This window comes from Accumulibacter sp., assembly GCF_036625195.1.
GTDB lineage: Bacteria > Pseudomonadota > Gammaproteobacteria > Burkholderiales > Rhodocyclaceae > Accumulibacter.
In genome coordinates, this window is record NZ_JAZKUG010000001.1 from 2,040,847 (window position 1) to 2,053,514 (window position 12,668).

A 12,668-nucleotide genomic window follows, 5' to 3' on the forward strand; every position below is an offset into this window, starting at 1 on the left:
GACTCTGACGGGTCGCCCGGATTGCTCGCCACCGGCAGCACTGCGGCGAGCCCGACGAACCATTTTTGCGGCAGGTCACGAGGATGCGCGTGCTGCTGGTTGAAGACGACCCGATGATCGGCAAGAGCGTCCAGCAGGGGCTGCGGCAGGATGGCTGCGCGGTCGACTGGGTGCGCGATGCGCATGCCGGCGAACTGGCGCTGGCGACGGCACCGTACGAGCTGCTGCTGCTCGACCTCGGGCTGCCCGGGGCATCTGGCCTCGACCTGCTGGCCAGGTTGCGGCGTGCTGGCAGTCGCGTGCCGGTGCTCGTCATCACCGCCCGCGATTCGGTTGCCGACCGCATCAAGGGGCTCGACACCGGCGCCGACGACTATCTGGTGAAGCCCTTCGATCTCGACGAACTGTCGGCACGAATGCGCGCCGTGCTGCGTCGGCATGCCGGACGGGCCACGCCGCTGCTCGTCGCCGGCGATCTGCAGCTCGATCCGGCAACGCACGAGCTGACGCAGAACGGCCAGCCGGTACTGCTCTCGGCGCGCGAGTTCGCGCTGCTGCAGGCGCTGCTCGAACGTCCGGGCACACCGCTGTCGCGCGCCGACCTCGAGGAGCGCCTGTATGGCTGGGGCGAGGAGATCGGCAGCAACGCCGTCGAGGTGCACATCCACTCGTTGCGGCGCAAGCTGGGCGCCGAGCGGATCAGGAACATCCGTGGCGTCGGCTATCTGGTGCCGCCGGCACCATGAAGTCGATCCGCCGCCAGTTGCTGCTGGCACTCCTGGCGGTGATCACCCTCGCCACCCTGGCGGGAGCGCTGGCGGCCTATCGGACGGCGCGCGACGAAGCCAGCGCGTTGCTCGATTACCAGTTGCGGCAACTGGCGCTGTCGTTTCGAGACGAGGCGCGGCATGGTGCGCTGCGGTGGAAGCCAGGCAGCGACGATGCCGAGGAGTTTTCGGTCCAGATCTGGGCAGCGGACGGGACCCGCATCTACCTGTCGCATCCACTGCAGGATTTGCCGCACCAGGTGCCTCTGGGCTATGTGACGGTCGATACCGGCAGCGGCAAGTGGCGGGTCTTCGGTCTGCAGCAGGGCGGGCAGGTGATCCAGGTGGCGCAGCCGATGCAGCTGCGCGACCGCCTGGCGCTGGCGGCTGCACTGCGCATCGTCGCGCCTTTCCTGCTCCTGCTGCCGGTGCTCGCGGTACTGATCTGGGTCGTCATCGGCCGCGGCCTGCGGCCACTGGTCGACGTCGCGCAGGCAGTCGGCACGCGCACCGCCGTTGCGCTCGATCCATTGCCCGACCAACAGGTGCCGGCCGAGGTGGTGCCACTGGTCGTGGCGCTGAACGACCTCCTGCTGCGCCTGCAGCGAGCGCTCGAGCAACAGCGCGAGTTCGTTGCCGATGCGGCACACGAACTGCGGACGCCGCTGGCGGCACTGACGCTGCAGGTGCAGCTGGCCGAGCGCGCCGCCGACGCCGCGGCGCGCAGCGAAGCCTTCAGCGAGTTGAAGGGCGGCCTGCAGCGCGCCACCCATTCGGTGCAACAGTTGCTGACGCTGGCGCGACTGGAGCCCGGTGCGGGTGAGTCGACACTGCAGCCGGTCGACTTGCGGCAACTCGCGGCGGAGGTCATCGTCGATCACCTGTTGCTGGCCGAGGCGAGGCAGATCGATCTCGGAGCGCCAGCACAGCAGCAGTCCTGCTTGGTCGCCGGCGACGCCGATGCCCTGCGCATCCTTCTTGCCAACCTGGTCAGTAATGCCTTGCGCTTCACGCCGCGTGGCGGGCGGGTCGATGTCGTGACCGGCAGCAGCGACGATCTGCCGTTCGTCGAAGTCTGTGATTCGGGAGGAGGAATCCCGCCCGCCGAACGCGAGCGGGTGTTCGACCGCTTCTACCGCCGCGCGGCAGCCGGCGAGGCGGGCAGCGGGCTCGGGCTGGCGATCGTCAGGGCCATTGCCGAGCGCCACCGCGCACGCGTCCTGCTCGCCGATGCAAGCCTCGGCGGCCTGCGTGCGCGTGTCGAATTTCCTCGCCTGGCGCCACCGTGACCGAGATGTCCGGGGCCATTGTTGTGCTAGAGTCTGCAGTGGCAGCATGCCTTGCTCGCGGAGCGGGTCGCGAGGCTTGGTGCCAGGGGAAAAGGTCTGAACCGCCGGGGGGGCCCGGTCTTCGCCAGCAAGAGGTCGTCGATGGCCACGGAAACGGAAATCAAGCTGTCCCTGTCGGCGGCTGCGGCTCAACGATTGCTGGAACTGCCGCTGCTGGCGGGCAGCGAACGCAGCACGAAGTTGCTGCGCAACACCTACTACGACACAGCGGACCGCCGCCTGCGGCGCGAACGAATCGTCGTTCGCTACCGGCAGCACGGGCGCCAGTGGTTGCTGGGCGTGAAGACGGCGCCGCCGCTTGCTGCCGGGCTGGCGCAGCGTGGCGAATGGGAGGCGCCTGGTCGGGCAGGCGACTTCGATTTCGCGCATGTGGACGACGTCGCCGTCCGCGAGCTTCTCGAATCCCTGCGCGATGAACTGCAACCGGTGTTCACCACCCGCTTCCGGCGCGAGGCGCATGTCTTCGCGCCACGTTCCGGTGTGCGCATCGAAGTCGCGCTCGACCGCGGCCGGATAGAGGCCGCAGGACGCCGTCAGAGCATCCGTGAGGTTGAGATCGAACTGTTGTCGGGGTCACTGAGCGATCTCTTCGCTGTCGCTCTCGATCTCCAGGCCGGCGTGCCGATGCATCCCGAAGCGGGCAGCAAGTCGGAGCGCGCCTACCGCCTCCTCGATGCCGCACCCCTGCTGGCAGTCAAGGCGCAGCCGGTCGCCGTTCACGCCGACATGCCGACGATGGACGCCTTTCGTCTGATCGCGGTGGCGTGCATCGGCCATCTGCAGGCCAATGAGCAGGGTGTCCGTGACAGCGAGGAAGCGGAGTTCGTCCATCAGGCACGGGTTGCCATCCGTCGCCTGAGGTCGGCGATCCGCCTCTGGGAGCCGCTGCTGCCCGAAGCTTTCGTCGCCCGCTTCGATCCGCTCTGGCAGGCGCTGGCGACACAGCTTGGCGACAACCGAAACTGGGATGTCTTCCGTGCCGAGACCCTGCCCGTTCTGGCCGAGGTCTTCGCCGGCAGGGTTGACGGCGCTCGTCTCGCAAGCCGCGTGCAAGGCCGTTGTGCCAGCTACCGTCGGGTGAGCCGCAGGGCACTGCAGTCGGAGGACTATTCGCGGCTCTTGCTCGATTTCCGCGCCGCACTGGTCGATCTGCCCGTTTCGCCGGCTGGCCGGCTCGCCGATTTCGTTCCGCGCTGCCTGGGCAAGCGCGCACGGCGTGTCAATGAGCGCGCAGCGGCGCCGTTGCAGACCGACGTCGCCGCTCGTCATCGCCTGCGCGTCGCGTTCAAGCAGCTTCGCTACGGCCTCGAGTTCTTTTCTCCGCTGCTGGCCGGCCCATTGCTGGCCGACTACCTCCAGTCGGCGACCGCGCTGCAGGAGATGTTGGGGAGGCTCAATGACCTTGCCGTGGCGACACAACTGGTCGCCGCAGTCCTGCCGGCTGCAAGCCGGGTTCAGGTGCAGGACTGGCTGGCGGCACAGACTGCAGAGCTGTTGCCCGAGTTTGCGCAGTTGCTCGATGATTTCCAGCAGCGACTGCCGCCGTGGCAGTCGCCGGAGCGGCCGGCCGGTGACCGCTCGCGCTCGCGACAGCCTGCCTACAGCTTGTAGATCCAGCTGGCGATGACGAAGTAGTTGAGAACACCGAGGATGTCGATGGCGGTGGTGACGAACGGGCCGGTCGCCACTGCCGGATCGACCTTCATCCGCTGAAACATCATGGGCAGCAATACCGCCAGCAGGGCGGCGCCGGTCATGTTGCCGAGGATCGTCAGACCGACCACCTGCCCGAGTTGCAGGCTGTGGTGCATGAAGTAGCCATAGATGCCGAGGATGACGCCGTAGAAGCCACCGAGAGCGAGGCCGACGCGCAGTTCCTTGAGGACCAGTGGCAGCGTGTCCTTGACGTCGATGGAGCCGGTCGCCAGGCCGCGCACGGCGACGGTTGCGGACTGGACGCCGACGTTGCCGGCCATACCCATGATGACGGGCAGGAAGGCGCTGAGGACGAGCACCTGGCCGAGGATCTCCTCGTACTGTCCGATCACCGCTGTCGCCGCCAGGCCGCCGATGAAGGCCGCCAGCAACCAGGGGAGGCGGATGGTGGCGATCTTCAGGGCCGAATGGGTGAGTGTCTCCGACTCGCTGGTACCTGCCATCTTCAGCATGTCGCGCGTCGTCTCTTCCTCGATGACGTCGATCACGTCGTCGACGGTGACCATGCCGACCAGGACGTTGTCCTCGTCCACCACCGGGATGGCGAGCAGCCGATACTTGTCGACGAGCATCGCGACCGTGGTCTGGTCGGTATCCGTGGTCACCTTCATGACTCGCCGGTTCATGACCTTGTGCAGGGGCGTGCCTGCTCGCGTGAGCAGCAACTGCCGCAGCGAGACGACGCCGACCAGGCGACCCATCTCGTCGGTGAGGTAGAGATAGAACACCATCTCGACGTCCTCACGGCTGCGGATGTTCTCGATCGCTTCCTCGACGCTGAGGCTGTGGGGCAGCGAGAAGAAGTCGGTCGTCATGATGCCGCCCGCGCTGTTCGGGTCGTACTGCAGCAAACTTTCGACCTCATCCTTGCTGTCGCGTCCGAGCAGGGCCATCAGTTGCTCGCGCTGGTCTTCCGGCAACTCCCCGATGAGGTCGGCGAGGTCGTCCGGCGGCAGATGCTCGAGGACTCCGGCGATCTTCTCGATCGACGACTCGGTCAGCAACTGGGTGCGCCGGTCGGCGGGCAACTGATTGAATACGTCGGCTGCCATCGCAGTGTCGGCAATGGCATGAAAGATGTCGACCACATGCGCCGGCGGCAAGTCGTCGAGGATCGCCGCCATATCGGCCGGATGGATGCGCGAGATCATCTTCTGCAAGGGTGCCTTCGCCTCGCGCAGGTAGAGCCGGTCGATCGTTTCCACCAGGCGCTTTTTGCGGGCGTCGTAGGCGGCGGAGCCGACGGGCTTGGTTTCAACATTGATCTGCATGGCGAAGTTCTCCCTGAAGCTGGCTGGCGCGGCGATCGGGCCGCAAGTTTACCTGCTCTCGCGATGGCGGTCCATCATCCTGGTAGCGCTACTGCACCGAGCGTCACGCAACGCACGCCGCGTGCTGCTCGGGGTTGTGCGGCGCGGCCTTCGACGAACCCATCGAAAACCGGTTTGTGCGCCGCTTGCCTTGGTGCCGGCTTATGGTGCATTCTTTTGCCGGTTTGAATACTTCGTCATGGTTCGCCAGGGATTGCTGGAGCGATCGAGCAAATTCGGCGGTGACCCGGCGGGTGGACGGCAGAGCGGCGCCGGTCGGCGCAGCAGATTCTTTCGGATCCATGCACATGAATGCTTCCATCGTCTCCAGATTCCTTAATTCAGGCCTGCCGCTGCTCGCCACGTTGCGCGAGTATCGCCTGGCCTGGCTGAGCAAGGATTCGATCGCCGGTCTTTCCGCCTGCATCGTCTCGATTCCCTCAGTGATCGCCTACGCCGAACTCGTGCACCTGCCGCCGATCGCCGGCCTCTATGCGGCGCTGGCGGCGGCGATCGGCTATGCGCTGTTTTCCAGTTCGCGGCACGTCATCGCCGGACCGGATGCGGCAATCGGTCTGCTCGCCGGCTCGGCGATCCTGCCGCTCGCCGGTGGCGATCCGGCACGCATCGTCGTTCTGGCGGCGATCCTCGGTGTCCTGTCGGGATGCGTCCTGCTGCTTGCCGCCCGGCTGAAGCTCGGGGTCATCGCCGACCTGCTGTCGAGACCGGTTCTCATCGGCTATCTGAACGGGGCGTCGCTGGTCCTCATCGCCACCCAGTTGGGCAAGATGTTCGGCATCAAGACCGAAGGCGAGGAGTTCTTCGAGATCGTCTTCACGGTCATCGAGAAGCTGCCGCAGACGCAGGTTCCCACCTTCATTCTCGGCGTGCTGCTGGTTCTCCTGCTGGTCGGGCTGGCGCGCTGGGCGCCACGGATTCCCGGCGCGCTGGCGGTGTGTGCGGTGGCGATCGTCGCCACCTTTCTTTTCGATCTCGGCAGCTACGGCATCGCTCTGGTCGGCGCCGTGCCTTCGGGCGTGCCGAGCCTGACGATTCCCGGCGTGCGCTGGGCAGACCTCGCGGCGCTGGTGCCGGCGGCGGTGGCGATTGCCTTTCTCGCCTTTTCGGACGGTATCCTGCTGGCGCAGACCTTTGCCGAAAAGAACGGCTACGAGGTGCGGCCGAATCGCGAGCTCGTCGCCCTCGGTTCGGCGAACATCCTCGCCGGTCTCTGGCAGGGCTTTCCGGTTTCCGCCAGCCAGTCGCGGACCTCGATCGTCGATTCGGCCGGCGGTCGGACACAGGTGGCGCAGCTGATCCTGGCGATTGGGCTGCTGCTGTTCCTCTTTTTCCTCACCGGGCTGATCGCCCTGCTGCCGAAGGTCGCGCTGGGAGCGATCCTGATCGTCACCGCGATCGGCATGCTGGAACTGGCCTCGCTGCGCGGCCTGTACCGGGTCGATCGGGTCGAGTGCGGCATCGCGATGGGCGTGACGCTGGCGATCCTGATCGCCGGCGTCGTACCGGGGATCATCCTTGGACTGTTGCTGTCGCTGATTTCGGTTCTTGTCGAGATCTCGCGACCCGACGACGCAGTGCTGCGCCGGCGTCTCATCGACGGCAAGTTCCATGATTGCCGGGACGACGAGGAGGGTGTGGAAAGCGTGCCCGGGCTGCTGGTCTACCGACTCTACGCGCCGCTGATGTTCGCCAACGCCCGGCATGTCATGAACCGCATCCGGACCCTGGTCGATGCGGCCGACGCGCCGGTGCGCTGGCTGGTCATCGACGCACAGGCGATCCACGACATGGACGTGACCGCTGCCCAGCGCTTCGCCGAGCTGCACCGCGAACTCGCCGACGAGGGGGTTGACGTCAAGATCGCCGATGCCCCGCGGCCCTTCCTCGAGGAACTGGCCAAGGTCGGTCTTTCAGAAGAGATCGGCAAGATGGATTTCTTCGTTTCGGTCGGGAAAGCGGCCGAGGCGTTCACGCGGCAGCATGGCGATGCCGCCGTGCGCGCGGCGCGGCGCTGAGATCCTTGCCGAAAAGCGTCAGCCGTGGACGCCTGTATCGCGCGCTGCCGGCAGGCGAGGCGACGTCCTAGCGGCTGCGGCCCGGCAGCACCTCGCGGAGCAGCCCGGCGGCACTGCGGATCATCTGTTCGGTGGTTGGCCAGTCGACGCAGGCATCGGTGACCGAGCATCCATACCTGAGCTGCGAGAGGTCTTCCGGAATTGCCTGATTGCCGGCGACGAGGTTCGACTCGATCATCATGCCGACCAGTGACCGGTTGCCGAGACGGACCTGGTTGACCACGTCGGCCATCACCAGCGGCTGCCACTCGTGCTTCTTGTAGCTGTTGGCGTGTGAGCAGTCGATGACGATGTTGGCCGGCAGTCCCGCCTTGGACAGGGCCTGTTCGGCGATCTGCACGCTGACCGTGTCATAGTTCGGTCGCCCGTCGCCGCCGCGCAGGACCAGGTGACCATAGCGGTTGCCGCGCGTGCGCACGATCGCCGTGCGGCCCTGGCCGTTGATGCCCAGGAAACTGTGCGGCCGCGACGCCGAGACGATGGCGTTGACGGCGATGCCGACGTCGCCACTGGTACCGTTCTTGAACCCGACCGGGGTCGACAGACCCGAGGATATCTCGCGGTGGGTCTGCGACTCGGTGGTGCGGGCGCCGATTGCCGTCCAGCTGATGAGGTCACCGAGATACTGCGGAGCGATCGGGTCGAGGGCCTCGGTGCCGGCGGGCAGACCCAGTTCAGCCAGTTCGAGGAGGAAGCGGCGCGCCTTGCTCATCCCCTGGTCGACGTGGAACGAGTCGTCCATGTCCGGATCGTTGATGTAGCCCTTCCAGCCGGTCGTCGTCCGTGGCTTCTCGAAGTACACGCGCATCACCAGGTAGAGCGTTTCACGGACTTCCTCGGCCAGCGCCCGCAGCCGCCTGGCGTAGTCGAGGCCAGCCACCGGATCGTGGATCGAGCACGGGCCGACGACAACGAAGAGGCGGTGGTCTCTGCCATCCAGAATCTGCCGCAGGACGTCGCGGCTGTTCCTGACGACTTCGGCGGCGTGCGTCGGCAGCGGCTGCAGGGCGAGAATATCGTCAGGCGAGGGCATCGGGTCGAAGGCGGTGACGTTGATGTTGTCGATGTCGAGAGTGGTCATGGCTGGCGCTCGGCGGTGAGTTGATGAATGATTTCCCTGACCGCGGCGACACGTTCGGCAAGGGTCGGGCACTCGCGCCTGAGGACCAGTCGGTCCTGTCCGGCGAGGCGATAGTTGCGGTCCTTCTGGATGAGCTGGATTATCCGCAGCGGATCGAGTGGCGGATTCGCGGCAAACTGCACGACGATCTGTTCGGGGCCGGCATCAAGCCTGGTGATGCCGACTGGCTTGCACAGCAGGCGCAGCCGATGGCTGTCGAGCAGCGCGCGCGCCTGCGGCGGCAACTCACCGAAGCGATCCACCAGTTCCTCGTGCAGCTGACTCAGTTCGTCGTCAAGCGTGCAATCCGCCAGGCGCTTGTAGAGGGTCAGGCGTTGGTGCACGTCGGGCGCATAGTCGTCGGGGAGGAGGGCCGGCGCGTGCAGCCTGATCTCGGTGGTGACCGCAAGCGGTTGTGACAGGTCCGCATCCTGGCCTTGTTGCAAGGCCGCAACGGCACGTCCGAGCATCTCGCTGTACATGTGGAAGCCGACTTCCAGCATCTCGCCCGACTGGCTGGCGCCGAGCACCTCGCCGGCGCCACGGATTTCGAGGTCATGCATCGCCAGGTAAAAGCCGGCACCGAGTTCGTCCATCATCTGGATCGCCTCGAGGCGTTGCCTCGCCTGCTTGTTGAGCGCCGCGTCGTCGTGCGTCAGCAGGTAGGCATAGGCCTGGTGGTGTGAACGTCCGACGCGACCGCGCAGCTGGTGCAGTTGCGCCAGCCCGAACTTCTCGGCACGGTTGATGAGGATCGTGTTGGCGTGCGGATTGTCAATGCCGGTTTCGATGATCGTCGTGCACAGCAACAGATTGGCCCGCTGCTGGGTGAACTCGCGCATCACGCGCTCGAGGTCGCGCTCCTTCATCTGCCCGTGACCGACGACGATGCGGGCCTCGGGCAACAGCTTGCCCAGGCGCTCACGCATGTTTTCGATCGTCTCGACCTCGTTGTGCAGGAAGTACACCTGGCCGCCGCGCTTGAATTCGCGCAGCAGGGCTTCGCGGATGATGCCGTCGGAGAAGCGGCTGACGAAAGTCCGGATCGCCAGACGTTTCTGTGGGGCAGTGGCGATCACCGAGAAGTCGCGCAGTCCCTCGAGCGACATCGCGAGCGTGCGCGGGATCGGTGTCGCGGTCAGCGTCAGGACATCGACCTCGGCGCGCAGTGCCTTCAGCGCTTCCTTCTGCCGGACGCCGAAGCGATGCTCCTCGTCGATCACCACCAGGCCGAGACGCTTGAAATGCACGTCCTTCTGCAACAGGCGATGGGTGCCGATGACGATGTCCAGACGGCCGTCGGCCAGTTCCTGCAGCGCCTGCGCGGCCTCACGCGCCGTCCTGAAGCGGGACAGCTCGGCAATCCGCACCGGCCAATCGGCAAAGCGGTCGCCGAAAGTCTGAAAGTGCTGTTCGCAGAGCAGTGTCGTTGGGCAGAGGACGGCCACCTGCCGGCCGCCGGCGACGGCGCAGAAGGCCGCGCGCAGCGCCACCTCGGTCTTGCCGAAGCCGACGTCGCCACAGACCAGACGATCCATCGGCCGTCCGGACCGCATGTCGGCGATCACGGCGGCGATCGCGCCCGCCTGGTCGGGGGTTTCCTCGAAGCCGAAGCCGTCGGCAAAAGCGTCGTAGTCGTGTGGCTTGAAGTCGCAGGCGTGTCCCTGCCGCGCCGCACGCAGGGCGTAGAGGGCCAGCAGCTCGGCGGCCGTGTCGCGTGCCTGCAATGCGGCGCGGCGTTTCGCCTTTTCCCATTGCTGTGAGCCGAGGGTATGCAGCGGCGCGCCGTCGGGGTCGGTTCCCGAATAGCGGGCGATGACGTGCAGTTGCGACACCGGCACATAGAGCCGGGCATCGTTGGCATAGTGCAGTTCGAGGAACTCGGTGTCACCTTCACCGAGATCGAGATGGACCAGCCCCTGGTAACGGCCAATGCCGTGCTGTTCATGCACCACTGGCGAGCCGACTTTCAGCTCGGTCAGGTCGCGCAGCCAGTTGTCGATCGACGTCCGTCGCGCCGCGACATGGCGCGCGCGGCGCGACGGGCTGCCGGCGTAGAGCTCGGCCTCGGTGATGATCGCCAGCCCGTCGAGCAGGAAGCCATCGTGCAGCGGTCCGACCCCCAGCGAAAGGGCTGCCTCGCCGGCGCGCAGCTCGTCGAAGCTGCCGCAGGCGCGCGGCTGCAGGCCGTAGTCCGCGAGCAGCGCGGCGAGCGTTTCGCGTCGCCCGGCGGACTCGGCGAGCAGCAGCGAGCGGCCGGGGAACCCGTCGAGGAAGGTCTTCAGGCGGCGCAGGGGATCGTCGGCGCGGCGGTCGATCGCCAATTCGGGCAGGCGGCGTGCCGGGCCGTCGCCGCCTGCCCGCAGGCTGAGGCGGGCATAGGCGCGGGCGGCGACGAAGAACGGTTCTTCAGCCAGGAAGAGTTCGTCCGGTGGCAGCAGCGGACGGCTGCGTTCGCCCGCGAGCAGCGTGTAGCGCGACTGCGCCTCGCGCCAGAAGGCGCGCACGGCCTCGGCAACATCATTGTGCAGGCAGAGCAGCGTGCTGGGCGGCAGGTAGTCGAAAAGCGTTGCGGTCGCATCGAAGAACAGCGGCAGCCAGTACTCGATCCCGGCGCTGGCGACGCCGTTCGAGACATCGCGGTAGATCGACGAGCGCGCGGGATCGCCTTCGAAAGCTTCGCGAAAGCGCTGCCGGAAACGGCTGCGTGCGGCGCCGTCGAGCGGGAACTCGCGTGCCGGCAGCAGACGGACCTCGGCGACGGGATACAGCGTGCGCTGGCTGTCGACATCGAAGGTCTTGATGTGCTCGATCTCGTCGTCGAAAAGATCCAGGCGGAACGGCAGTTGCGCGCCCATCGGGAAGAGGTCGATGAGGCCGCCGCGGATCGAGTACTCGCCCGGTGCCACCACCTGTGTCACGTGCGCGTAGCCGGCAAGCGTCATCTGGGCGCGGAACCGCTCACCATCCAGACGCTCCCCCTGCTTGAGGAAGAAAGTATAGGCCGCGAGGTAGGCCGGTGGTGCAAGACGGCAGACCGCGGTGCTCGCTGGCAGCAGCAGGACGTCGCATTCGCCACGCGTCACCGCGTAGAGCGTCGCCAGGCGCTCGGAAACGAGGTCGAGATGCGGCGAGAAGCCGTCGTAGGGCAGCGTTTCCCAGTCGGGCAGCAGGCGGACCCGTAGCCCGCCGTCGAACCACGGAATTTCCTGCAGCAGTCGCTGCGCGTCGCTCGCGCTGCTGGTGATGACGGCCAGCAGCCCACCCCGGGCTCGGCTGCGGGCGGCGTTGGCAGCCTGCGCCAGAAGCAGCGCGTCGGCCGAGCCGGCGAATGACGGCCACTGCAAGCGCTCGCCCGTGGCTGGCAAGGGCAGTGGGGGAAGCGGTGATGACAAGGACGGCGGCTCTGGATTCAGGTGGCGATTGGCGCTGGCCCGCCTGGCGAAGCGTGCAGGCCCGGGGCAACGGAAGCCGCGCATTATAGACGATGCCTCGGTCCGGCCAGCGTCGCCGCCGGCCGGCGGCGTTGCGGGTCGTTCTTCCTTCAGTCGGGGGCGAGTCGATCGCAGAGCGCCGAGAAGAACTGCGAGGCACCACTGCGGATCGAGTAGTCGGCCGCTTCGCTGAGCGACGTCGGGTGCGGGTTGACCTCGATCACCGTCGCGCCGGAGTACTTGGCCCAGACCGGCAGGTGGGCGGCTGGCTGGACGGTGAACGAGGTGCCGACGCAGAAGAAGACGTCGGCACTGAGGCTGCACGCCTGGGCTGCGGCAAAGACTTCCTCGTCGAGCATTTCGCCGAACATCACCAGATCGGGCCGTACCGGAGCGCCGCAGTCGGGGCACGCAAACGGCTCGCTGGCGGCCTGGTCCCAAGTGCTGGCATAGCCGCAATGCCGGTGGCAGCGGACGCGGTGGATGGTGCCGTGAACCTCGAGCACGTCCTGGTTGCCGGCGAGCGCGTGATAGCCGTCGATGTTCTGTGTGATGACGGTGAACCGGCTCGCCGCGCAGAGTTCTTCCAGGCGGGCGATCGCCCGGTGCCCCGGGTTCGGACGTCGGTCATCGACCAGCGCCTTGAGTTCCAGCAGCCAGCTCCAGACGCGCCGGGGATTGCGCAGGAAACCCTGGATGCTGGCCACCTCGTCCGGGTCGACGTTGTTCCACAGGCCGGTGGCACCGTCACGGAAGGTCGGGATGCCGCTGTCGGCGGACAGTCCCGCACCCGAAAAGACGACCACCCGGCGCGCCGCCTGGACCATCGAAGCGAGCGAATCGAGACTGGCTGCTTGCATCTTCTCCTCCCTTGCC

The 12,668-nt window shown here is 66.8% G+C and carries 9 protein-coding genes; 4 read left to right on the top strand and 5 right to left on the bottom strand.

Annotated elements, in window-relative coordinates:
* Positions 1–83 precede the first annotated feature (83 nt).
* The 3 genes from V5B60_RS08820 to V5B60_RS08830 all read left to right on the top strand — a co-directional run bounded on the left by V5B60_RS08820 (position 84) and on the right by V5B60_RS08830 (position 3,727).
* Entirely contained in the window at positions 84–746 is a 663-nt protein-coding gene (locus V5B60_RS08820; protein WP_332346674.1) for a response regulator, read from the top strand.
* Positions 743–2,056 carry a sensor histidine kinase gene (locus tag V5B60_RS08825; protein ID WP_332346675.1) on the top strand — a complete coding sequence of 438 codons (1,314 nt, stop codon included), beginning with the start codon at positions 743–745 and terminating at the stop codon, positions 2,054–2,056. Before V5B60_RS08820 ends, V5B60_RS08825 begins: the two co-directional genes overlap by 4 nt.
* 141 nt (positions 2,057–2,197) lie before the next feature.
* Positions 2,198–3,727: a CHAD domain-containing protein gene (locus V5B60_RS08830; protein WP_332346676.1), complete on the top strand. Its 1,530-nt coding sequence runs from the start codon at positions 2,198–2,200 to the stop codon at positions 3,725–3,727.
* On the opposite strand, the gene mgtE is transcribed toward V5B60_RS08830, so the two are convergent.
* Both mgtE and V5B60_RS08840 read right to left on the bottom strand, forming a co-directional pair.
* Positions 3,715–5,103: a magnesium transporter gene (mgtE, locus tag V5B60_RS08835; RefSeq protein ID WP_332346677.1), complete on the bottom strand. Its 1,389-nt coding sequence runs from the start codon at positions 5,101–5,103 to the stop codon at positions 3,715–3,717. The genes V5B60_RS08830 and mgtE overlap by 13 nt on opposite strands.
* A 103-nt stretch (positions 5,104–5,206) precedes the next feature.
* Positions 5,207–5,464, bottom strand: coding sequence for a hypothetical protein (locus V5B60_RS08840; protein WP_332346678.1), 258 nt, complete (start codon positions 5,462–5,464; stop codon positions 5,207–5,209).
* On the opposite strand from V5B60_RS08840, the gene V5B60_RS08845 reads away from it, so the two are divergent.
* A complete protein-coding gene (locus V5B60_RS08845) occupies positions 5,451–7,178 on the top strand; it encodes a SulP family inorganic anion transporter (RefSeq protein WP_332346679.1) in 1,728 nt (575 codons plus the stop codon). The genes V5B60_RS08840 and V5B60_RS08845 overlap by 14 nt on opposite strands.
* A 67-nt stretch (positions 7,179–7,245) precedes the next feature.
* Here V5B60_RS08845 and V5B60_RS08850 read toward each other — a convergent pair whose 3' ends face one another.
* The 3 genes from V5B60_RS08850 to V5B60_RS08860 form a co-directional block, all read right to left on the bottom strand.
* Positions 7,246–8,319 carry a 3-deoxy-7-phosphoheptulonate synthase gene (locus tag V5B60_RS08850; protein WP_295355783.1) on the bottom strand — a complete coding sequence of 358 codons (1,074 nt, stop codon included), beginning with the start codon at positions 8,317–8,319 and terminating at the stop codon, positions 7,246–7,248.
* On the bottom strand, positions 8,316–11,837 hold the full coding sequence (mfd, locus tag V5B60_RS08855) for a transcription-repair coupling factor (protein ID WP_434735314.1): 3,522 nt from the start codon (positions 11,835–11,837) through the stop codon (positions 8,316–8,318). Before mfd ends, V5B60_RS08850 begins: the two co-directional genes overlap by 4 nt.
* Positions 11,838–11,902: 65 nt before the next feature.
* A complete protein-coding gene (locus V5B60_RS08860) occupies positions 11,903–12,652 on the bottom strand; it encodes an SIR2 family NAD-dependent protein deacylase (RefSeq protein ID WP_332346681.1) in 750 nt (249 codons plus the stop codon).
* Between the last annotated feature and the right edge of the window lie 16 nt (positions 12,653–12,668).

What these genes read in the sequence shown, in the direction of transcription:
- V5B60_RS08820 (WP_332346674.1), top strand. Translation starts at nt 84, where the DNA reads ATGCGCGTGCTGCTGGTTGAAGACGACCCGATGATCGGCAAGAGCGTC.
- V5B60_RS08825 (WP_332346675.1), top strand. Translation starts at nt 743, where the DNA reads ATGAAGTCGATCCGCCGCCAGTTGCTGCTGGCACTCCTGGCGGTGATC.
- V5B60_RS08830 (WP_332346676.1), top strand. Translation starts at nt 2,198, where the DNA reads ATGGCCACGGAAACGGAAATCAAGCTGTCCCTGTCGGCGGCTGCGGCT.
- mgtE (WP_332346677.1), bottom strand. Translation starts at nt 5,103, where the DNA reads ATGCAGATCAATGTTGAAACCAAGCCCGTCGGCTCCGCCGCCTACGAC.
- V5B60_RS08845 (WP_332346679.1), top strand. Translation starts at nt 5,451, where the DNA reads ATGAATGCTTCCATCGTCTCCAGATTCCTTAATTCAGGCCTGCCGCTG.
- V5B60_RS08840 (WP_332346678.1), bottom strand. Translation starts at nt 5,464, where the DNA reads ATGGAAGCATTCATGTGCATGGATCCGAAAGAATCTGCTGCGCCGACC.
- V5B60_RS08850 (WP_295355783.1), bottom strand. Translation starts at nt 8,319, where the DNA reads ATGACCACTCTCGACATCGACAACATCAACGTCACCGCCTTCGACCCG.
- mfd (WP_434735314.1), bottom strand. Translation starts at nt 11,837, where the DNA reads ATGCGCGGCTTCCGTTGCCCCGGGCCTGCACGCTTCGCCAGGCGGGCC.
- V5B60_RS08860 (WP_332346681.1), bottom strand. Translation starts at nt 12,652, where the DNA reads ATGCAAGCAGCCAGTCTCGATTCGCTCGCTTCGATGGTCCAGGCGGCG.